Source organism: Pseudomonas sp. SC3(2021) (assembly GCF_019856535.1).
GTDB classification, from domain to species: domain Bacteria; phylum Pseudomonadota; class Gammaproteobacteria; order Pseudomonadales; family Pseudomonadaceae; genus Aquipseudomonas; species Aquipseudomonas monsensis.
Map to the genome: position 1 here is coordinate 1500638 of NZ_CP082236.1, position 21674 is coordinate 1522311.

At 62.1% G+C, this 21674-nt stretch carries 16 protein-coding genes; 2 read left to right on the forward strand and 14 right to left on the reverse strand.

The genetic code is table 11. The features are described 5' to 3' along the window. Positions 1-7 precede the first annotated feature (7 nt). Together K5Y35_RS06595 and K5Y35_RS06600 are read left to right on the forward strand one after the other, a co-directional pair. Positions 8-820, forward strand: coding sequence for a hypothetical protein (locus K5Y35_RS06595; protein WP_410055913.1), 813 nt, complete (start codon positions 8-10; stop codon positions 818-820). Between the two features lie 12 nt (positions 821-832). Further along, positions 833-3016: a lipase family protein gene (locus K5Y35_RS06600; protein ID WP_222833933.1), complete on the forward strand. Its 2184-nt coding sequence runs from the start codon at positions 833-835 to the stop codon at positions 3014-3016. Positions 3017-3154: 138 nt separating this feature from the next. On the opposite strand, the gene K5Y35_RS06605 is transcribed toward K5Y35_RS06600, so the two are convergent. The 14 genes from K5Y35_RS06605 to K5Y35_RS06670 all read right to left on the reverse strand — a co-directional run bounded on the left by K5Y35_RS06605 (position 3155) and on the right by K5Y35_RS06670 (position 21589). Next, positions 3155-3652 (reverse strand): GNAT family N-acetyltransferase, encoded by a 498-nt coding sequence (locus K5Y35_RS06605; protein WP_123470361.1) that lies wholly within the window; start codon positions 3650-3652, stop codon positions 3155-3157. 11 nt (positions 3653-3663) lie between these two features. Beyond that, positions 3664-5760, reverse strand: a complete 2097-nt coding sequence (locus K5Y35_RS06610; RefSeq protein ID WP_186748083.1) for an efflux RND transporter periplasmic adaptor subunit — start codon at positions 5758-5760, stop codon at positions 3664-3666. After that, positions 5761-7080 (reverse strand): efflux RND transporter periplasmic adaptor subunit, encoded by a 1320-nt coding sequence (locus K5Y35_RS06615; RefSeq protein ID WP_222833934.1) that lies wholly within the window; start codon positions 7078-7080, stop codon positions 5761-5763. It lies immediately after the preceding gene. Continuing rightward, a complete protein-coding gene (locus K5Y35_RS06620; RefSeq protein WP_222833935.1) occupies positions 7077-7853 on the reverse strand; it encodes an efflux RND transporter periplasmic adaptor subunit in 777 nt (258 codons plus the stop codon). Before K5Y35_RS06620 ends, K5Y35_RS06615 begins: the two co-directional genes overlap by 4 nt. Before the next feature lie 276 nt (positions 7854-8129). Then, positions 8130-9692, reverse strand: a complete 1563-nt coding sequence (locus K5Y35_RS06625; RefSeq protein ID WP_222833936.1) for an efflux transporter outer membrane subunit — start codon at positions 9690-9692, stop codon at positions 8130-8132. After that, positions 9689-10759 (reverse strand): HlyD family secretion protein, encoded by a 1071-nt coding sequence (locus K5Y35_RS06630; protein ID WP_222833937.1) that lies wholly within the window; start codon positions 10757-10759, stop codon positions 9689-9691. Before K5Y35_RS06630 ends, K5Y35_RS06625 begins: the two co-directional genes overlap by 4 nt. Before the next feature lie 26 nt (positions 10760-10785). Then, positions 10786-12324, reverse strand: coding sequence for an MFS transporter (locus K5Y35_RS06635; protein WP_222833938.1), 1539 nt, complete (start codon positions 12322-12324; stop codon positions 10786-10788). 209 nt (positions 12325-12533) lie between these two features. Beyond that, positions 12534-13451 carry a LysR family transcriptional regulator gene (locus tag K5Y35_RS06640; RefSeq protein ID WP_222833939.1) on the reverse strand — a complete coding sequence of 306 codons (918 nt, stop codon included), beginning with the start codon at positions 13449-13451 and terminating at the stop codon, positions 12534-12536. A 201-nt stretch (positions 13452-13652) separates the two neighbouring features. After that, entirely contained in the window at positions 13653-14519 is an 867-nt protein-coding gene (locus tag K5Y35_RS06645; RefSeq protein WP_128615455.1) for an ABC transporter permease, read from the reverse strand. Positions 14520-14539: 20 nt separating this feature from the next. Continuing rightward, entirely contained in the window at positions 14540-15400 is an 861-nt protein-coding gene (locus K5Y35_RS06650; RefSeq protein ID WP_222833940.1) for an ABC transporter ATP-binding protein, read from the reverse strand. Positions 15401-15422: 22 nt separating this feature from the next. Beyond that, positions 15423-16319, reverse strand: a complete 897-nt coding sequence (locus tag K5Y35_RS06655; protein WP_123470344.1) for a TauD/TfdA dioxygenase family protein — start codon at positions 16317-16319, stop codon at positions 15423-15425. A 370-nt stretch (positions 16320-16689) separates the two neighbouring features. After that, positions 16690-18057, reverse strand: a complete 1368-nt coding sequence (locus K5Y35_RS06660) for an HlyD family type I secretion periplasmic adaptor subunit (RefSeq protein WP_128615453.1) — start codon at positions 18055-18057, stop codon at positions 16690-16692. After that, positions 18047-20203 carry a type I secretion system permease/ATPase gene (locus K5Y35_RS06665; protein ID WP_222833941.1) on the reverse strand — a complete coding sequence of 719 codons (2157 nt, stop codon included), beginning with the start codon at positions 20201-20203 and terminating at the stop codon, positions 18047-18049. Before K5Y35_RS06665 ends, K5Y35_RS06660 begins: the two co-directional genes overlap by 11 nt. Before the next feature lie 33 nt (positions 20204-20236). Beyond that, the gene (locus tag K5Y35_RS06670) at positions 20237-21589 is read right to left on the reverse strand and encodes a TolC family outer membrane protein (RefSeq protein ID WP_222833942.1); all 1353 of its coding nucleotides are present in this window, start codon (positions 21587-21589) and stop codon (positions 20237-20239) included. Positions 21590-21674: the final 85 nt, after the last annotated feature.

The window sequence follows — 21674 nt, forward strand, 5'->3', positions numbered from 1 at the left end:
GTTCCACATGACGTCATTTGAAAAAGGGTTGCACAGCTACCTCACCGGGCCTCGCTTGCGATGCATGGCGGTGCTGGGGAGTTGCTTCGCTCTTATTGTTGGCTGCAAGAGCAGTCCGCCCGACAGCTTCACCTTCACGGCAGATCTGCCGCCGGGATTCGCCTATGAAGCCATCGCCAAATACGTGCCCGCCAAAGGAGAAACCTGCACCGTCCCGGACGGGCGAAATACTGCGGTTGGCTACAACCTGAAGTGGCGTGAGCACTACGAGCCGGTTTCAAAAATTGCGCTCCACCGGACGGTCAAAGGGTGTCCGTTGGTGATCTGGAAGATTGATATTGAGATTAGGGCTGCATATGGCAAAAGCCGAAGAGACTCCAGTGGTGACAGTGCCGTTATTGCTCTTCGCGATAACTTGGAGGCGAAGTACAAGGGTATTTTTGACCGATCTGGCGAAAGCACTTTCTTTGGCCAATGCCAATGGCTGTTTCGCACCATTGGCAAGCCACGCATCCTGCGAAAACTCCTCGACTGCAAAAAAACCGATGAGCTTGGCGCGCTCGCACGAGGTCGTCCGTTTGCCGCCTACACCCTCGACCAACTGCCGGGCAAAACCGTGCGGATGAAGATCGATTTGGCGGCGGAAGAGAGGCCTGCCATCGGCAAGACCTGGGTCAAAGTACCTAACGGCTGGAAGCGCTGCCTGGGCGACAACTTCGAAGATCAGGATGCCTTCTGCTTCGGTAACCACACCGATTTCAGCACCTTCCAGATGGTTGATGGCCGCATCTGCACCATCTATCCCGGCTGCACGGAATAAGGAATGTTCCACATGACGTCACTTGATAAGGACCTGCAATCACCGCTCAACAGCCGCCTGCTGAGCTGCCCGGCACAAGGCAACTGGAGCAGTTTTCAACTGGTCGATGAGTTTGGCTCTGGGGAAGCTTATGGAGGATTGGCCTATGTTGCGGTCGATTCGGAGGGCCAACTATTCAATGGATACCTTGATATCAACGGTGTTGGCAAAGTCGACAACTATTGCGCAGGCCCGATTGCGTTGCGTTTCGAACAGGCTTACGAGGGTCAGGAAAAAGTCTATCTACGCGTAATGGAACGCCCCCACTACCCCCTGAAAATCACCGAACTCCAGGTTCGCGCCGAACAAACCCGTTACCGCAATCCGGACGCCACCCGTAACCGCGACCAACCCGTTCCGGACGGCGACGAATACATCCAGGTGGAAGTGCGCCATCTGGTCCGGCATGTCGCTCATCTGCCGCCCGAGGTCTATCGCCACTACCCCGCCAACAGCGGCCTGTCAGCGATCATGGGCAAGCATGCACAGGTCGGCATCGCCCTGGCCTCGCGCAAACACTCGGTGCTGGAAGTGCGTGCATTGCGGGCCTTGCGCCCGATGCTGTCGACGGCGCCGGAGTTCTGCGCACTCAACCTTTACCAACTGGCATTGATGGCCACCCTGAGTTACTGCCCTTTTGGCCAGAAACCCGCCACCGCGCCGATCAAGGAACCCTGGGTGACCTTCCCCACACAACCCAGCGTGGGCAACTGGTTCGCCGATGCCCTGGCCAAGTCCGACGAGTTGTGGCGCGTCGACGCCGCGCAAAGCACAGCCTATTACCCCCTGTATGAAGACGTGGCGTACTCCAGAAGGCTGGAAATCGTGCCGTTCGATCCGGCGCTGTATGAGGTCAATGATCCGGCTCTTGGAGAGGATCAGGAGCACCCAGAGAAGATCCACTTTCTCGACGACAGACTCCTCGGGAAAGAAGCGACCGACACCCAGGCGTTCATCACTCACAATGACGAACTGATCCTGATTGCAGTGCGTGGAACCTTAGAGATCATTCCTGACGGGTTGCGCGATGCCGATGCATTACAAGTGCCGTTCGAAGAAGGAGAGGGTCAGGTCCACCGCGGTTTCTACCAAGCAGCAAAAAAAGCCGCAGCTTTCGCAATTAGCTATCTAGACCGATTCTACGCCGGCCAAAAACTACTCATCTGCGGCCACAGCCTCGGCGGTGCAATCACCCTGCTGCTCGCGGAAATGCTGCGCCGCAGGTCCGAAGACTACAACATCCAGCTCTACACCTACGGCGCCCCCCGCGCCGGCGACACCGTCTTCATCAAAGCCGCCGCCCCGCTGGTGCATTACCGCATGGTCAACCACAACGACCCGGTGCCCAGCGTGCCGGGCAGCTGGATGAACACCAAGACCGGGGTCTACGGGGCTGGCGCGGCGCTGATGTTTACCAATGTGCCGGTCGGTCTGTCGGTATTCGTCGCGGGCATTACCAACTGGACGGGGGAAGCCTATGCCCACCACGGCACCCTGCATCACGCCATGCCGGTGGAGTTCGGGCGTCAGCAGGTGTCTTCGATCCTGTGGGAGCCGGGCTGCGACACCATCACCCAGCACGCCGCGTGCACCGTCGCGCTGCAGCAGAAAAACGGCCTGCCGGATCGTCCGGGCTTGTTGCGGCAGATCTTCAACGCCGGGCATCACTCGATGGTCGGCGGCTATGTCCCGGCGTGCTGGGCAGCCTTGCGCCGCTGGCAGCAGGCCCATGAAGCGAATCGCACGCGGGTCACCGACCGCGAGTTCGAATGGGTGGACGAGGCGCTGCTGCGCATTACCCGGCAATTACGCGCCGCCCGCAATGATCTGCTGGCCCGGCCAGCGGCCTACGTGCGCACTCAGGAGCGCACGATCGAGGCGATCAGCCACGAAGTCAGCCGCATCGAGACCACCCATGCGCGCCTGAGCGCTCTGCGGTATAAACGGGTCAGGGCCACGGACGTCTATGGCCTGTTCGCCGCACAGCCGGAGTTGCTCGCCGAAAGCGTGCAACGCTGGCGCGCGCACCCGGAAAACCTCAAGGAAGAACAACTGGCGCAGGCACCGGACAACGCCAGCAACGACGCGCTGCTGACCTCACTTTACGGGCATACGATTGGCGCGCCGCATACGCTCGATATCGACTCGATCATCTAACGCAACCTCACCTTCAACTGACTGCACAGCCCCCTGTAGGAGCGAGCCCGCTCGCGAAAGCGTCCTGTCAGCCAACAACGATGCTGGATGAATCGTCGTCTTCGCGAGCAGGCTCGTTCCCACAGGGTTTGTGCAGGCCTAGCCCTGCGGATACCAGACCAGCCGCTCCGCCGCAGGATTGCTTTGCTCCACCGCGAAACCCAGGGCCAGGTAATGCCGGCGCGCATGCGGGTTGCTGGTCCAGACCACCGTCGCCACCGGGCAGCGGATCTGTTGCGCAGCCTTCTGCACGCCTTGCAGCACAGCGCGGCCAAAACCCTGGCCGCGGGCCTGCGGAACGAAGGCCAGGTACAGCACGCGAATCTCGTTGGGGCCGAAATCGGTGCTGAGGGCACCGATCGCCGTGCCGAGTTTTTCCACCACGTAGTGCATGGCGTTGGGGTAGTTGTCGCCCATGCCCTGTTCCTGCACCTGGAACTGCTGGGCGACCACTTGCTGCACCTGTTCCGGCTCGCCGTCGATCCACTGCAGATCCGGCCGCGCGGTCTGATACAGGCTTTGTAGAAACGGCCCGTCGGTTGGCCGCGAAGGTCGCACCACCAGTCCTTCTGCCGCCACTGCTGCGTTGTCCGCCATCGTGCTCTCCGTTAGAAACCGCTTTCCCTGACCCCCAGCGCCGCCATCCGGCGCCACGCCACACCGAGCAACGACTCACCGTTGCCCTGCACCACCACCACGCCGCGCAATGGCTGCACCGGCGTCGCTGGCGCATCGACAGCGCTCAGGCGCACGCCGTACTGCGCCTGCACCGGTTCTGCGCGTTGCTGTTGATCGCGGCGCACGGCGATCGGCCCGTGGTGATCGGAGGTCAGCGCCTCCTGATCGACATAGGCCACGCCGTTGCTGTCGATTTCGTTGAGTTGCACGGCGAGCGCCGGGTGCATTGGATCGTCTGCAATGAAGCGCCCGCTGGCTCCCGGTTTGACTCGCCACAATTCGGATTCGGCCAGATAACCGCGCAACCGTGTGCCGTCTTCAACCACTCGCGCCAGCGCATCATGGGTCGACAGCCAGCGCCCGGGCGTCAGGTTCGGCAGCAGATCACGCACACGACCGGCATGCGGGGCACGCAACAGCAGACGTTCACGCTGTGCGCTCAGACCGCGATATTGCGCCACCGCTTCCGCCAGTTTCTGCTCGATGATACTGGCGTCGGCGGCGGTTTCGCTGCGGCCGGCCTGACGGCGCATGAGCAATTGCTGGATCTGGATTTCCCGGCGGACGATGACCAGTTTCGAGTCGAGATCCGGGGATTCGAGCTCGATCAGCACATCGCCTTGGGCGACCGTTTGCCCGTCTGCAACCTTTACCGATTTCACCCGCGCCGACGCCGGTGCGTGCAGGGCACTGGCGCGCCCGGCCTCGAGCATCGTCGGCAATTCCACCGAACTGCGCCACGGCACAATCAGCACCAGCAACAGCCCGAGCACCGCGAGACTGCTGAGCAGCACCCGTGGACCGTGCGCCTGTTCGCGGCGGCTCCACCACTGGCGCCACTCACTCATGATCGGCAAGAAGATGAACCACACCAGTTCCACCAGCATCAGGAAGATCCCCAACACCTTGAAGAACAGGTGATAGACCGCCAGCGCGATCCCGAAAAACAACGCCGCACGCCACAGCCACGAGCCATACCCCCAGATCAGCAAACGCCGTTGCATCTTCGGCGACCATGGCTCCGGCGCCGGCGCGCCATAACCGAACAAAAATTCGCGCAAACGCCAGCGACATAAGGCAAAGGCCCGGCCCTGAAGGTTGTCGACCTCCCACAGGTCACTGAGCAGAAAATAGCCATCAAAGCGCATGAACGGATTGAGATTGACCACCAGCGTGGTGATCCACGTGGCGCTGGCGAGCATGAACGCCGCCGTGCGTCCCGGGCCGTCGGGCAACAGCGACCAGGCCAGCAGCGCGATACACGCCAGCAGCAGTTCCGCGAGCACCCCGCCAGCGCCGATCAGCAAGCGCGCGCGACGGTCATTGACCCGCCAGGCATCACTGACATCGGTGTAAAACATCGGCAGCAGCACCATGAACGCCACGCCCATGCTCTGCACCCGACACCCGGCGCGCTTGGCCATGAACGCATGGCCGAATTCGTGGCACAGCTTGGCGAAGAACAAGGCCACGCCAAACGCCAATGCACCGCCGAGGCTGAACAGGTGCGGGAAGGTGCCGACAAAACGCTGCCAGTCCCGCGACACCAGAAACACCCCAAGGCCGAGGGTCGCCGGCAAACCGTAGCGCAACAAACGCGGACCGAAGCGCTCCAGCCACGGCCAGGCACGGTTGAGAAACGCATCGGGGCGCCACAGCGGAATGCGGAAGAACAGGTATTGATGCAGCAGGACTTGCCACAGGCTCTGCTTCTGCGCCAGAGCCTTGAGCCGGTAGCTGGCGCGTTGCTGATCATCCATGGCGCTGATCAAATCGTGCCCACGGAGAAACCCCAGCAACTGCTCAAGCTCATCGCCGTCCAGCGGCAGGCCCGGCTCGCGATTGGCTGCGCGCAAGACTTGCTCGGCGTCGCCCAGCGACCAGTGCCGCAACAGACGCATCGCCGCCGTACCGAGCTTGAAATAGCGACCGCGCACCGGATCGGCGAGGGTCCAGCGCGGTGAACCGTCCAGGGCCGGCGCCGCGGGCGACAGTTGCAGATCGGCACGCAGGCTCGGCAGGTTCATTTACAGGCCCACGCTCTGGCGCAATCCGGCCAGGGGTCGGCGCAACAGATACAGGGCCAGCGGCGCACGATCGCCAAAGATTTTTGCCGTGCCGCGCAGGCCGATGCGCGGTGGCGCGTCAGCGAAACTGGCGTCGAGCCGATACGCCAGTTGCCCGCCCGCTGTCGGCTGCGCCTCATAGGCCGAGCGCTCCAGCGTGGCGAGATGGCGCTTGAGCGGATCGCTGTCGAGAAACAGTGAGACTTCAGCACCCGGCGCCAGCGCAATCGCATCACCCACTGCCAGTTCGATGCGCAGTTCAGCCTGATTCGGGTCGGCGATTTCCATCAGCCGTTCACCGGTCTGCACCGGCTTGCCGGTCAGGCGCTCGGCATCGGCGAACACCGCAATCCCGTCGCGTTCGGCACGCACTTCGCTGCGCGCCAGTAACTCGCGGGCGTAATCGCGCTCGGCACGTTTTTGCTCGGCACGGGCGGCGAGCAAATCGACCTTGGAGCTCGACTCGGCATCGGCAAACGAACGTTGTGAATTGGATTTCAACTCCGCTTCGGCCACGCCCAAGGCGCGCTCGGCGACATCGGCCTGGGCCTTGAGCGTGGTGCTTTCAAAACGCAGCAGCACGTCGCCGGTTTTCACCGCCTGATTGGGTTTGACCAGAAACTCGGCAATCACCCCATCCAGCGGCGCCGCCACCACACGGCCGCCCAGCGGCACCACTTCGGCCGGGGCCAGCACCGATTGACGCACCGGGATCAGCAAACCGAGCAGCAGCACCGCGAGCAGCGCCACCTGACGCTTGCGCGTCCAGCGCAGGCGCCACGGCTTGCGCGGTTGCAACGCCAGCCAGGCATGACTGTAGGTGTCGCCGAGTTGCGACAGCAGGACTTGTTCGGAAGGATTCCACGGCACATCGCGGGCCAGCCACAACCCGCCGAACACTTGTCCGTCGCGATCAATCAGCGGCAACCAGAACACTTGCGCGGCGGACAGGCTGCGCCAGTCAGCCTGAATGCTGTCGTTGAGCAGTTCAGGAGCAATCACCCGTGCCTGCTTCAGCACATCCTGTTTGAACAACTGCGCCACGGCCTGTTCGACAAATGCCACGAACGGCGCATTCGGCTCGACGGCGCTGACGCCGGTCACGGCCTGCACTTTGCCGGCGATCAACAGTGCCGCATGACGGAAGCCGAACAGCGACTGACCGTCATTGACCAGGCTGTAGGCCAGTTGCGAGGTATCGTGAGCGGCGCGGGTCTGGCGTTCGAGGTCGAGAAAGCGGGCGAACACCTGTTCGGCGCCGCCGCTCACCGGGGCGTTCACTTCAGCTCCGGGAAACGTGCGGTGCCGCTCATGCCGGCCAACAAGCCTTTCGCTTCCGGCAGTGTTGCTACCAGCAACAGTGTTTGACTGCCTTCGTCGATACGCGCGCCAAGGCGTTTGACCGTGGCAGCGATCGGCTGCCCGGTTTCATCGGGCACGAAACTGAAGGTCTGGCCGGGCTTGAGCTTCGCCATCCAGCGCGACGGCACCAGCAGATGAATTTCGAGGGTGCGGTTATCCACCACATCGAGCAGCGGCGCACCGGCCGACACGCTCTCAAAGCGCTGCACCTTGCGCTCGACCACCTGCCCGTCGAACGGCGCGATCACGCTGCAGCGTTTGACCTGCACCTGATACACCTGGGATTGCGCCTGGGTCTCGCTGACCTTGGCCTCGGCCCGCGCCACTTCGAAACGCCCGACGGAATTGAGTGCGGCCAGTTGCCTGTTATGCGCCAGTTCTTCACCGGCACCACGGCTGGCCGCCTGCGCCGCATTGAGTTGCGCCTGATAGGCCGAGCAATCGAAACGTGCCAGCGTGTCGCCCTTTTTGAACGACTCACCCTCGCTGAACGGCAACTCGACAATCCGCCCGGACAATTCGCTGGCCAGCACGGCCTGATCCCGTGCGCGCAACACACCGCGCGCCTCACTGCCGGAAGCCTGCGCAGGCGCTCCGTTATCCAACAGCGGATCGCCTGCACCGGGCGTTTGCGCCTGAACTGCACACGCCACCAAGGTCAATCCCACAACCCAACCACGAAAACGCCGCATAACCGCTACTCCCTGTCGGATGTGCGGAGTCTACGACAGCAGAGGTTAGCGTCAAGCAAAAGGCCAGCATTGCTCTGAAATGTGATGCTGCAAAAGAGCAGACCGGCTTGAGTTTGTTCTCACGCCGCAGGCTTGCGCCCTTGTCCTGCGAAACGTACAGACGCTTTCGCTCGCGCAGAAAAGAAAGGGACGGTAGACAAAAGCTCTCCAAGAATAAGGTGCGGCGTATTCTCCATCAGTTCCCGCTTCGCGTCCCCACCCCTGAAAAACCTGCGATCAAGCCGGATTATTGGTAGCGACTGCTGCCGGATACACCGACTCCCATCCCCCACCCAGCGCCTTGTACAACCCGACCATGGCCAGCGAAACGCCGGTCGAACTCTCGACCCACTGCTCCTGCGTCGCCAGCAACGCACCTTGCACGGTGAGGACATTGACGAAATCGACCACGCCTTCGACGTATTGCTGTTGCGCGGTGCGCAGGGCGATCTGGTTCTGGCGTACGGCTTCGGCGAGGCTGTCGCGGCGGCGTTGGCTGGCGTTGTAAGCCGTGAGTTGATCGTCGATTTCATGCCAGGCACGCAGCACGGTTTGCTGGTAGGCGATGGCCGCTTCCTGTTGTTGGGCTTCGCGCAGTTGCAGCATGCCGCGCAGGCGTCCGCCGTCGAACAGCGGCAGGCTGAACTGCGGGCCGATGCCGAACGCGCGTGAGCCCCAGGAGCCGAAATCACTCAGCTGCATGGCTTGCGAGCCGACGTTGCCGGACAGGGTGATACGCGGATAGAAATCGCCCTTGGCCACGCCGATGTTGGCGGTGGCCGCGTGCAGGCGCGCTTCGGCCTGGCGGATGTCCGGGCGACGTTCGGCAAGCTGTGACGGCAGGCCGATAGCGACTTGCAGCGGCGACTGCGGCACGGCGGCGTCTGTGGATAACGTCTTGGCCAAGGCTTGTGGCGGTTCGCCGATCAACAGGCTGATCGCATTGATCAGTTGCGACTGGCGCTGTTCAAGCGCGGGCAGACGCGACTCGATGGCCGCGACTTGCGCGGCGGCTTCGGCGACGTCCAGATCGGTCGCCACACCATCGTTCAGGCGCAGTTGCGAGAGTTTCAGGCTGTGCCGGGCGACATCGAGGTTCTGCTCGGTGACCGCGCGAGTGTTCTGCACGCCGCGCAGCTGGATGTAGTTCTGCGCGGTGTCGGCAAGGACCGCCAGCAACACACCGCGACGGTCGTTTTCGGCGACTTCGAGACTGGCGTCGGCGGCTTCGGTTTCGCGGCGCACGCGGCCCCAGACATCCAGTTCCCAGGCGGCGGAGAAACCGGCGTCCCACAGGTTGAAAGCGGAATCGCCGTTGTGCCCGGACGGATCACTCAAGCCTGCGCCGCTGTTGCGTTTGCGTGCGTAACTGCCGGTGGCGGCGGAGTTCGGATAGCGATCCGCAGTGATCACCTGGCGGGCAGCGCGGCTTTGTTGCAAGCGACTGCTGGCCAGTTGCAGGTCGAGGTTGCTCTTCATCGCCCGCTGCGTGAGGGCCGAGAGCTGCGCATCATGGAAAACGTCCCACCAGCGTTCGGTCAGCGGTTCACTGACGGCCTGGCTGGGGGCGGATCTGGCGGGTTTGGCCCAGTCGGCGATTTGTGTGGCTTCGGGCTTGTGGAAGTCCGGGCCGACGGTGCACGCGCTGAGGCTTACTGTGAGCAAGACACTCAAGCCGAGCTGCTGGCAAGCCTGCTCCCACAGAGATCTCTGTTTGAAGCGAGGATCCTGGACAGCTTGCACAATCCCTGTGGGAGCTGGCTTGCCAGCGATGGCGCCAGCCGATTCAACAACATTCATCGCTGAGTCACCTCGCGCTCCGCCGGCGCCGAACTGCGTGTATCAATGCTCGCCTCCACCGACATCCCCACCCGCAAGCGCTCGGCCAATGGCTGGCCCGGTTCCAGCAGGATTTTCACTGGAATCCGCTGCACGACCTTGGTGAAGTTACCCGTGGCGTTGTCCGGTTTAACCGCCGCAAAGGTCACGCCGGTGGCCGGCGCGATGCTCTCGACGCGTCCATTCAGCGCTTCGCCGCCAAGACTGTCGACGCGCACCTGCACGTCCTGCCCGGGCTGCACGTCGGTCAGTTGGGTTTCCTGAAAGTTGGCGACCACATACGCCTGCTTCAACGGCACCACTGCCAGCAACTTGCTGCCCGGCGTCACATAGGCGCCAACGCGCACCGCGCGCTCCCCGACCATGCCGTCCTGCGGGGCGGTGATGCGCGTGTAGGAGAGTTCGAAACTGGCAATTTCCAGCGCTGCCTGCGCATGTTTCAAACTGCCTTCGGCGGCATCGCGCTGCGCCGTCAGAATCTCCACCTGCTTGCGCTCGGCGGCCAGTTTCGCGCTGGCGGTATCGAGCCGTGCGCTCGCCTGATCAATACGCGTACGCGCCTGTTGCGCGTTCTGCACCGTGCCGGCGCCGACACCGGCCAGATGGTTGTAGCGATTGAGTTCCTGCTGCGCGAAAGCCATTTGCGCCTTGGCCGAGACCACCGAGGCCTGGGCCTGGGCGATCACCGAGGTCTGCCGTTCCAGCGTCGCCCTGGCGTTTTGCAATTGGGCGCGGGCGACCAGGGTCTGTGCGTCGGCGGCCTCGGCGGCGGCGCGCAAATCACGGTCATCGATCAACGCCAGCAACTGCCCGGCCTTGACCTGCTGGTTGTCTTCCACCAGCACGTCCTTGATGAACCCGGCCACGCGCGGCACCACCAGGGTGTAGTCGGCAGAGACGAACGCATCATTGGTGTTCTGCTGAGTACGTTTGCCGAACAGGCCTGGCATCGCCAGATACATCAGCACGCCGACCGCCAATGCGGCAGCCACGGCCACCGCGAGTTTCTGTTTTGCTTGAGTCGTCATAAAAACCTTCTGTTTCAGTACAGCCGTCAGGTCGGTGCGCGCGGCGGGAAGATCCGCGTCGGCAGCCAGAAAATCAGCAGGATCAGCGCCACTGCGACGCCCGCCATGCACACATAGAGGTCGGACGAAGTCAGCACCACGGCCTGTTCGTGCAGGCGATGGGCGAGCCCCGGATCGCTGCGATCAGCCAGAGGCGAATTGCCAAGGTTGTCGATCAACATGGTCGAGTGGAAATGCAGTCGCGCCGTGGTCAGCGCTTCGATCACACCGGTGGCGACCACCGCCGCCAGGCCTTTCACCGTGTTGAACCACGCGGAGGCGAACGGCCCGTCCTGCGGCTGGATGCTGCCGGTGGACAACATCAACAGCGGCAGCACCGACATCGGCTGACCGAAAATCTGCAACCACTGCAGGACGTAGAAGTTGTCGCGAATCCACTCCGAGGTCAGCAGCGAGCCGCCCAGGCAGGACAGCGTCAACAGGCTCAAGCCGATGCCAAGCACCCAGCGACAATCGACCCAGCGCAGGTTGCACAGCGCCGCCACCAGCGGCAGCGCGAGCAACTGCGGCAAGGCGGCGATCAGCATGATCGGCGCGGTCTGCACCGGGCGATAACCTTGTACCTGCGCGAGATAGCTCGACGGAATCAACACCACGGCCTGCAACACCACCAGCACCCCGGCGAGGGTCATCAGTGCGAACGACAGGTTGCGGATGCCGAGCATCTGCAGCTTGAAAAACGGAATCGGCTGCGACCACTCGTTGATCAGAAACGCCACCAGCAACAGCGAGCCGGCGCCAAGCAAGCCGCAGATCAGGTCCGACTCGAACCAGTCCAGCCGGTTGCCCTGGAGCAAGCCGATCACCAGCATGCAGATCGCCGGAAAACCTAGCAGCAGGCCCTTCCAGTTGAACGTCTTAAGGCGCTCCAGGCGCAGCGGGTCCTGCGGAATGCCCCAAGCGATCATGGCCATGGCAATCAGGCACGGCACGATGATTTGCCAGAACGTCCATTGCCAGCCGACGTATTCACTCCATAAGCCGGCCAGCGGCGTGCCGAGGCCCGGGCCGAATGTCGCCGTGAGCGCGTAGCCGGCCAGGCCATACAGTTTGAAATTGGCCGGCAAAAAGCGCAGGGCCACGGTCATCAGCATCGGCGGCAACGCGCCACCGGCCAGCCCTTGCAAGGTGCGCATCAACAACAGGCTTTCGTAGTTGGGGGCGAACGGACACAACAAGCCGAGCAACGTGAACAGACTGATCGCGCCGAGGGTGAAACGGCGCAGCGAAAAGGTCACCGAGCACCACGGTGCGAACGCCATCGCCGCCACCGAGGTCGCGGCGTAGCAGGCGACCAGCCAGGTGCCTTCGTCGTAGCCAATGTTCAGCGCGCCCCGGATATCGGCGAGCGCGACTTTGGTCACCATCTCGTTAAGACCCGAGACCAGCACCGCCAGCAGCACACCGACCAGACCGGTGATGATCCGCGCGCCGAACAGCGGGGGCGTGGCCGCCGTCGCCGGACTGGCCGCAGCGATGGGCGCCGGAGCCGTCAGGGAAGTCATGAATGCACACTCCGGAGGGAAAAATACCGGAGCATCTTAGTCGGGCTTACTACTGACGAAAATTGACTTATTGGCAGGATATAAGTGCGTCAGACACAACTATTTCGCTGTAGGAGCGAGCCTGCGCCGTTTCGGTCGATATTTTCGCCGACTGATACACCGCTGTCGCGAGCAGGCTCACGCCTACAGGGTTTGTGTGGTTTTCGGAATCAGGGCTGGGCGGCCAGCCAGGTTTCGTCGCAACAGGCCTTGAGCGTCTCGCGCAGCCAGCGGTGCGCCGGGTCCTTGTCGAAGCGCGGGTGCCAGGCCTGGGTCAGCATCAGCGTCGGCAACGGGACTGGCAGGTCGAATGAGCGCAGCTTCAGACCCAGTCGGCGCACGCTGAGCAGCGCTTCCTTGGGCACCGGCAGGATCAGGTCGGAATCAGGCAAGGCAAACATCGCCGCATGGAAGCTCGGCGCGATCACCGCCACCCGCCGCTCCAGCCCCAAGGCGTTCAGCGCGGTATCAATCGGGCCACGGGCAATGCCACGACGCGACATGCTGATGTGGGAGAAACCGGCATAACGCTCGGCGGTGATTTCGCCGTCGAGCAAAGGATGGTCCTCACGCACCAGACCGACAAAATGCGTGGAGAACAGGTTTTGCACTTTGACTTCCGGGGTCACCGGCCGGGTATTGCTGACACTCAGGTCGATCCGCCCTTCGCGCAACGCTTCATCGTCGCCGTCGCCTTCCGGGACAAAGCGTAATTCGCAATGCGGGGCCTGCTGGTCGAGGGTGTCGAACAGTTTTCCACCGTACACACCGACGAAAAAGTCGTTGGCGCGGATGCTGAAGCGGCGGCGCAGAGTGCCCAGTTCGACGGCGTCTGCCGAGCGGAACAGCAGCGCGGCGTGTTCGACCACATCGCGCACCTGATCGCGTAATTCCAGGGCTTTGGGTGTGGGCACCAGGCCACGGCCGGCGCGCACCAGGATCGGATCGCCGATGGCTTCGCGGATGCGCGTCAGCGTGCGGCTCATGGCCGCCGGGCTGAGGTTCATCCGCCGCGCGGCACCGACCACGCTGCCCTCGTCGAGCAAGGCGTCGAGGGCGACCAGCAGGTTCATGTCCGGCAGTTGCATACAGAGCACTCGTGGCTGATCAGGATTGATCTGCGCGCAATGCTAGCAAACATCGTTTAAGTAAGGAGGCGCCCGACAGGACGCCATCGCTGGCAAGCCAGCTCCCACATTGATTTAGAGGGAGCTCACAAAGTCTACGGCCACCGCAAAACCTGTGGGAGCTGGGTTGCCAGCGATAGGGCCAGCCGCAACGCCACAGAATTACCGCTGCATCCCCCACCGCTTAACGGTCACCCGCTCCAGCGTATCGAAAACCAGATTCTCAACGAGCAACCCGATCAAAATCACCACCGCCAACCCGGCAAACACCTTGTCGGTATACAGCTCATTGCGATTCTGAAAGATGTACCAGCCCAACCCACCCTTGCCACTGGTCGCACCAAACACCAGTTCTGCCGCGATCAATGTGCGCCAGGCAAACGCCCAGCCAATTTTCAGCCCGGCAAGAATCGACGGCAGCGCCGCCGGGATCAGAATAAACAGCACCAGTCGCAAACCCTTCAAACCGTAATTGCGCCCGGCCATGCGCAGAGTTTCCGAAACGCCGAGAAACCCGGCATAGGTGTTCAGCGCGAGCGCCCACAGCACCGAATGCACCAGCACGAAGATCAGGCTGTTCTGCCCCAGGCCAAACCACAGCAGCGCCAATGGCAATAAGGCAATCGCGGGCAACGGATTGAACATCGAGGTCATCGTGCTCAGTAGATCACGGCCCAACTGCGTCGATACCGCCAACGTGGTCAGGGCAAATGCCAGCACGATGCCGATCAGATAACCCTTGAGCAACACCACCAGCGATATCCACACCTTGGCCAGCAACTCGCCACTGAGCAAGCCGTCGAACAGCGCATGGCTGGTTTGCAGGAAACTCGGCAGCATCAAGTCATTGTTCTGAATCCGCGCGACCACTTCCCACACAACAGCGAGCACAATCAGGATCAGGCCTTTACGCAGCCAGCCCTGTTGCCACAGCTGCGTGCCGAGGGACAACTCACGCTCGACCGGCACTTCGGTCAGCGGCTCCAACTTAATTTCGAATTCTTCACGCACGGATGATGAATGGCTCATCGGGTAGTCCTCCTGGCCGCTCAATAAGCGATGCGAATGTCGTTGAAGTCGTGGTCACGCTCGGTTTCCGGCGACTGGCCTTCATCGAACAGCAAGCGATGAATGCGCCGCGCCGATTCCTGAAACGCCACGCCGCCAAGGCTTCGCAGATCGTATTGATGGCTGTGCACTTCAGCGCGCACCCGCCCCGGGTGGGGTGACAGCAGCAGGATGCGATTGCCGACCACCAGTGCCTCTTCGATCGAGTGCGTGACAAACAGCAAGGTGAAGCGCACTTCTTCCCAGAGCAGCAGCAATTCTTCCTGCATCTTGCGCCGGGTCAGTGCATCCAGCGCGGCGAACGGCTCGTCCATCAAGAGGATTTTCGGCTGCATCGCCAGCGCCCGGGCAATCGCCACCCGCGCCTTCATGCCGCCGGACAACGTGTGTGGATAAGCATCGGCGAACGCCGCCAGTCCGACCTTTTCCAGATAGTGCAGTGCACGTTCTTCGGCGGCTTTTTTGTTCAAGGTTCGTGAGGCGAGCAGCGGAAACATCACGTTCTGTTTGACGGTTTTCCACGGCGGTAGTTGATCGAATTCCTGAAACACCACGATCCGGTCCGGACCCGGCCCCTCGATCCGCTGACCTTGCAGGCGGATCTCGCCTTCACTCGGCGCAATGAAACCGGCGGCCGCTTTGAGCAACGTGGATTTGCCACAACCGGACGGGCCAAGCAGCACAAAGCGGTCCGCCGGATCGATTTCGAAACTGACCTGGTGAGTGGCGCGCACCACGCGTTGCGGCGTGCGGTATTCGAGGCTGACATGATCGACCGCCAGCAGCGCTTCGCTGCGGGCGAGCGGGTTGCTGGCCGCGTGGCCTTGCAAGGGAGCGTTCATTATTTGATCAATCTCCGGCGAATCAGAAAGGCGCATCGCCCTGGATGGTGGTGCGATACAGCTTGCGGCGCAGATGCGCGGGGCAGCCGGCGGCGAGGTGGATCAGCGAACGGTTGTCCCAGAACACCATGTCGTGGGGCTGCCACTGGTGGCGGTAGATGTTTTGCGGCAGCACGCTGTGGGCATAGAGCTCGGCGAGCAGCTGCTTGCTCTCGTCTTCCGGCAAACCGACGATGCGCGTGGTGAAACCTTCGCTGACAAACAGCGCCTTGCGGCCGTTTTCCGGGTGGGTACGGACGATCGGGTGCACGACTTCGGCGACCTGGGCCAGTTGCTCCGGGGTCAGCGTCGGACGCCAGTTACCTTCGAATTTGGTTTCGCTGTAGCGCGCCGTGTAGGAGTGCGCGGCCGAGCGACCTGCGACCGCTTTGCGCAGCGCTTCAGGCAGGTGGTCCCAGGCTTTGTGCATGTCGGCGAACAAGGTGTCGCCGCCCTCGGACGGCAGTTCTTGCGCGTGCAGCATCGAGCCAAGGCTCGGCAGCTCTTTATAGGAGAGGTCGGAGTGCCAGAACTTGCCGGCATCGCCGAGGCCGATGTTCTGGCCGTTTTCGACGATGTTGGAAACGATGAGGATTTCCGGGTGATCCGCCAGCAGGAACTGCTTGAGCACGTGGATCTGCAACACGCCGAAACGGCGGCTGAAGTCGATCTGCTGTTGCGGGGTGATGCGCTGGTCGCGGAACACCACAACGTGGTGATCCAGATGCGCGCGGTGAATGCGGGCGAAGTCCTGGTCGTTGACCGGGCGGGTCAGGTCCAGGCCGATGATTTCGGCACCGACGGCACCGCTGAACGGACGAATCTCGAAGGTTTGCGGCGCGGCAGTCGCGGCGCTTGGGGTGGCAGTAGCTGCGGACATCTTTCAATCTCCCACGCACGACGCGCTCACGGGCGCGCTCGTCGATCAGACACTCACGCTGGATTGCGTGTTGGTTCAGGTCGTGCGGCGCGCCGATTGGTCGGCAGGTACGCAGGTGGATGACTTTAAAGCTATAAGAACTGGAAATTAAATACCGTTAATGAATAACGATATGGCGGATGGTGAGGAATGGACTGGATGGTGAGTGACGATTAGTGTCACTTTTGGGCGTAATGCGGCGATTTATCGGACGCCATCGCTGGCAAGCCAGCTCCCACAGGTTCTGATGTCGATCACATGATCGTGTTCCAACCAAGAACTCTGTGGGAGCTGGCTTGCCAGCGATGAGGCCGGTCAGGCCACTAGAGAATCAACGTTCGTGCAACGCCTCGGCCCGCGCCCGAATGATCGGCTTGAGCAGGTAACTCAACACCGACTTCTTGCCGGTGATGATGTCCACCGACGCGACCATCCCCGGAATGATCAACAGCGGTTTCTCATCGGTACCCAAATGGCTGCGCTCGGTGCGCACCTTGATGATGTAGTAGGTGGTTTTCTTGTCTTCGTCGGTGATGGTGTCGGCACCGATCTGTTCCAGCTTGGCTTTCAACCCGCCATAGATGGTGTAGTCATAGGCGGTGAACTTGACGATCGCTTCCTGCCCCGGGTGCAGGAAGGCAATGTCCTGCGGACGGATCTTGGCTTCGACCAGCAAGGTGTCATCCAGCGGTACGATTTCGACCATGTCGCTGCCCGGCTGAATCACCCCGCCGATGGTGTTGACCAGCAACTTGTTGACGATGCCGCGCACGGGCGAGGTAACCAGCGTCCGGCTGACCCGATCCTCCAGCGCCTTGCCGGTGGCCTGTGCCTTGTTCAGGTCGGTGCGCGCTTCATTGAGCTGGGTGAGCGCATCGCTGCGGAATTTGCCGCGAGTTTCGTCGATCTTGCGCTGCACTTCCTTGATCGCCGATTCCGCACGCGGGATTGCCAGGGTGGTGGCGTCGAGCTGACCGCGGGTTTCCACCTCGGCACGCTTGAGGCGCAAGACTTCTACCGGGGACACCGCGCCCTGCGCCACCAGCGGCTCGGACATGTTGATTTCCTGACGTTGCAAGCCCAGTTGCTGACGATACTGCGCCTGCTTGGAGCTGAACTCGCGCAGCTCTTGCTGACGCTGGATCAACTGCTCCTGCAAACCACCGATCTCGTCGTGCAGTTGCTGGCGGCGGCTGATGTACAGCGACTCTTCGCTTTTCGCCTGGCCCGGCACGGCTTTGAGCACGTCTTCAGGGAAATTCAGCGGACGGTCATCGACCTCGGCACTCAGACGCTCGACGCGCAGCAGCATCGACAGCCGATCGGCCTCGGTTTCGCCGACGTTGGAGGCAAATCGCGTATCGTCGAGGCGAATCAGCGGTGCACCGGCTTCGACAATCTGGCCTTCCTTGACGAACAGCTCGGAGACGATCCCGCCCTCCAGGTTCTGGATTTTCTGGATCTTCGACGACGGAATCGCCTTGCCGTCGCCCTTGGTCACTTCGTCGATCACGGCGAAGTTGGCCCACAGCAGCAGGAAGATAAAGAAGCCGATGATCGCCCAGATGGTCAGACGCACGACGCGTGGGGCGTCTTCGATCAGCGCTTTGTTGACCTCTGGCAGCGGCTGGCCCTGCAACGAAGCAGAGCCCTTGAAGTAGCGACGGATCGAATCCTTGACACCCGACTTAAGCAACACTGATCTGCCCCTTCTTCAACGCTTCCATCACCGCCGCTTTCGGACCGTCAGCGAGAATCTGCCCACGGTCGACCACCAACAGGCGATCCACCAGCGACAGCAGCGACGCCCGGTGCGTCACCAGCACCACGGTCTTGTTTTCTATCACCGCCGCGAGGCGTTGCTTGAGGCGTTCTTCGCCAGTGTTGTCCATGGCGCTGGTGGGCTCGTCCATCAACAGGATCGGTGGATTGAGCAACAGTGCCCGCGCAAGGGCGACGTTCTGCCGCTGGCCGCCGGACAGGTTTTGTCCGCGCTCGCCGACTTGCAGTTCATAACCTTGCGGGTGCAGACGGGCGAACTCGTGGACACCGGCCAGTTCGGCGGCTTGCAGCACCAGTTCGTCCTCGACATAACGTGCGCCGGACACCAGGTTGTCGCGCAGGGTGCCGGACAGCAGCTGGATGTCCTGCGGCACGTAGCCGATGTTGTAGCGCAGTTCGCTGACGTCGATCTGGCGGATATCCACACCGTCGACCAGCAACGCACCGTCGTCCGGCTGATACAGACCCACCAGCAGTTTCGCCAGCGAACTCTTGCCCGAGCCGCTGCGGCCGATGATGCCGATCTTCTCGCCGGGACGGATCACCAGGTTGATGTTCTTCAGCGCCGGGTTCTGTTGTTCCGGGTAGGTGAAGTTGAGTTGGCGGCATTCGATCGCGCCCTGCAGGACCTTGCGGCTCAGCGGGCGTTCTTCGAAATTGCGCTCCTGTGGCAACTCCATCATCTGATCGACCGAGGTCATGGTCACCCGCGCCTGCTGGTAACGCGTCAGCAGGCCGGACAGCGAGGCCAGCGGGCTGAGGGCGCGGCCACTGAGCATGTAGCAGGCAATCAGACCGCCCATGCTCAGGTTGCCGGCGATGATCTGGTAGACGCCGAAGACGATCATGATCACCCCGGCCAGTTGCTGGATCAGCAGGGTGATGTTCATCGCCAGACCGGAGAGCATTTTCACTCGCAGCTCGAGGCGGCTGAGGGTGCCGATGGTCTGTTCCCACTGGTATTGGCGTTCGCTTTCGGCGTTGTTGACCTTGACCGCGTCGAGGCCGGCGAGGGTTTCGATCAGGCTCGACTGGCGCTCGGCACCGAGGGCCATGGTGCGCTCCATCGTCGCGACCAGCGGCTTCTGCAAGGCATAGCCGATCAGCAGGGCAATCGGGAACGCCAGCACCGGAATCCACACCAGGTGCCCGCCGAGAATGGCGATGACGATGAAGATCAGGATGGTAAACGGCAGGTCGATCAGGCTGGTCAGGGTCAGCGAAGCGAGGAAGTCGCGCAGGCTCTGAAACTCATGGATGTTCTGCGCAAAGCTGCCGACCCGCGCCGGGCGGTATTTCATCGCCATGCCGACAATGCGTTCGAACAGCGTGGCGGAGATGATCAGGTCGGTTTTCTTCCCGGCCAGGTCCAGGCACAGACTGCGCAGGCTCTTGAGGATCAGGTCGAAAATGTAGGCCCCGGTGATGCCCAGTGCGAGCACCCACAGGGTCGCTTCGGCCTGGTTCGGCACCACGCGGTCGTAGACGTTCATCACGAACAGCGGCGCGGCCATGGCGATGATGTTGATCAGGAAACTGGCGGCGATCGCATCGGCGTACAGCCAGCGCGAACGCTTGAGGGTATCGCGGAACCACGAGCGTGCACGCGGGATCAGCGTGCCGTGGTTGACGTCGAATTTGTGCTGCGGCTGGGCGAAGAAGACTTTGCCGGTGTAGTCGTCGGCCAGCAGTTCGCGGCTGACCACCGATTCGCCGCCGTCGCTTTCGCTGAGCAGCACCCGCGCTTCGTTGTCACCCTGCCAGCCGAGCAGGACAGCGCTGCGACCATCCTTGAGCAGCAGCAACGCCGGCATGGCGATCGCCGGAATTTCTTCCAGTTTGCGTTGCAGTACCCGGCCCTGGAGCCCGGCGCGAGCGGCGGCGCGGGGCAGCAACTCGACGCTCAGGCGTTGCTTGGGCAGCGGCAGGCCGGTGGTCAGCATCGCCGCGCTGGCGGGTTTCTGGTGCAGCATGCAAAGGGCGAGCAGACCGTCCAGTAACGGATCGTCGTGCAACGCGCGTGGATCATGACTGAGTTGAACTCGACTGACTTCTGATTCCACGCTCGACACTCTTTGCAGTTGAAAAGGGATAACTCAATTCATCCCAGGCAGCTGGACCTTGGGCTTCACGTCGTTCTGCACAACGGATGCCAATGGCGCGACCACTCCCTGGCTTCTGAGCAACTCGCCCATGGTCGCCTTGATTCGATACTGAGTAAATAACTGAATGTTTTTGATTTCAGCCAGACGCCGCGAAGCGGTGAACAACTCGTTTTCGCTGTCGAGCAAGTCAAGCAGAGTGCGCTCGCCGAGGCTGAACTGACGCTGGTAAGCGGTGCGCACCGAGGTGCTGTGGTCGACGTACTGCTGAGCGATCGGCACCTGAGCATTGGCGTTGTTCAAGGCGTTCCAGGCCAGACCGAGTTCTTCGTTCAACTGACGCAGGGCGTTGTTGCGGATGTCCAGCGCTTGGTTCGACAGGTACGACTTGGATTCCAGGTCGGCCTTGTTGCTGCCGCCCGAATAGAGGTTGAAGCGCATGCGCAGCATGGCCTGCCACTCGTTGTTGTGACCGTTCTGGCCGTCCAGATCGTTGTCGGCGGTGCGACCCAGCTCGGCGTCGAAACGCGGGTAGAAGGTCGACTTGGCGGTTTCGTACTGCTTCTCGGCGGCGGCGATGTCCGACTCGGCCGAACGCAGGATCGGGCTGTTCTCCAGCATCTGTGCGCGGGCCTCATTGAGGTTGGCCGGCATCATCGCCATGAACGGTGCCGGGCGCTCCAGTTGATCGGGCATCTGGCCGACGGCGCTGAGGAAGTTGGTCTCGGAGTCGGCGAGGTTGGTCTGTTCGGTGATCAGGTTGTTGCGCGCCTGGGCCATCCGCGCTTCGGCCTGATCGAGGTCGGCGCCGCTGCCGACGCCACGCTGGGTGCGCAACTGGATCTGGTCATAGATGCGCTGGTGGCTCTTGAGGTTTTCCTCGGCCAGACGCACGAATTCGCGACGGGTCAGCACGTCCAGATACACCAGGGCGACGGTCAGTGCGGTGCGCTCGGAAGTGCCGAGCAACGAGTAGGCGCGGGAGTTGACGGTGGCTTGTTGACGCCCGACTTCGCTGGATGTCGCAAAACCGTCGAAGACCATTTGCGAGAGACGTAAACTTGACTCGCTGCGGTTCAGGGTCTCCCAGTGATTGCCACCGCCGTTGGCGCGGGTGGTCACGCTGTCGGTGCCCTCACGACCATAACCGCCGAGCAGATCGACCTTGGGCAGGTATCCACCTTTTGCTGCCTTTAACTGATAATCCGCGGCCAAACGACTGTTGACCCCTGCCTGGATTTCCGGATGGACATCCAGTGCCTGCTGCATGGCTTCTGGTAAGGATTGTGCTTGTACAAACGAGGCGGCGAGAGCGAAGGGTACGGCGAAAAGCAGTGGCGAACGCATGATAGGAATTTCCCAGAACTTCTTGTCTTGAATCACAGCAAAACGTGGCGCTGCGTCGGATGATGGCAACCAGATTGACCGTATG

Coding starts and splice junctions, on each gene's coding strand:
- K5Y35_RS06595 (WP_410055913.1), top strand. CDS start 8: ATGACGTCATTTGAAAAAGGGTTGCACAGCTACCTCACCGGGCCTCGC.
- K5Y35_RS06670 (WP_222833942.1), bottom strand. CDS start 21,589: ATGCGTTCGCCACTGCTTTTCGCCGTACCCTTCGCTCTCGCCGCCTCG.
- K5Y35_RS06635 (WP_222833938.1), bottom strand. CDS start 12,324: ATGACTTCCCTGACGGCTCCGGCGCCCATCGCTGCGGCCAGTCCGGCG.
- K5Y35_RS06650 (WP_222833940.1), bottom strand. CDS start 15,400: ATGAACGCTCCCTTGCAAGGCCACGCGGCCAGCAACCCGCTCGCCCGC.
- K5Y35_RS06600 (WP_222833933.1), top strand. CDS start 833: ATGACGTCACTTGATAAGGACCTGCAATCACCGCTCAACAGCCGCCTG.
- K5Y35_RS06655 (WP_123470344.1), bottom strand. CDS start 16,319: ATGTCCGCAGCTACTGCCACCCCAAGCGCCGCGACTGCCGCGCCGCAA.
- K5Y35_RS06620 (WP_222833935.1), bottom strand. CDS start 7,853: ATGCGGCGTTTTCGTGGTTGGGTTGTGGGATTGACCTTGGTGGCGTGT.
- K5Y35_RS06625 (WP_222833936.1), bottom strand. CDS start 9,692: ATGAATGTTGTTGAATCGGCTGGCGCCATCGCTGGCAAGCCAGCTCCC.
- K5Y35_RS06645 (WP_128615455.1), bottom strand. CDS start 14,519: ATGAGCCATTCATCATCCGTGCGTGAAGAATTCGAAATTAAGTTGGAG.
- K5Y35_RS06640 (WP_222833939.1), bottom strand. CDS start 13,451: ATGCAACTGCCGGACATGAACCTGCTGGTCGCCCTCGACGCCTTGCTC.
- K5Y35_RS06605 (WP_123470361.1), bottom strand. CDS start 3,652: ATGGCGGACAACGCAGCAGTGGCGGCAGAAGGACTGGTGGTGCGACCT.
- K5Y35_RS06630 (WP_222833937.1), bottom strand. CDS start 10,759: ATGACGACTCAAGCAAAACAGAAACTCGCGGTGGCCGTGGCTGCCGCA.
- K5Y35_RS06610 (WP_186748083.1), bottom strand. CDS start 5,760: ATGAACCTGCCGAGCCTGCGTGCCGATCTGCAACTGTCGCCCGCGGCG.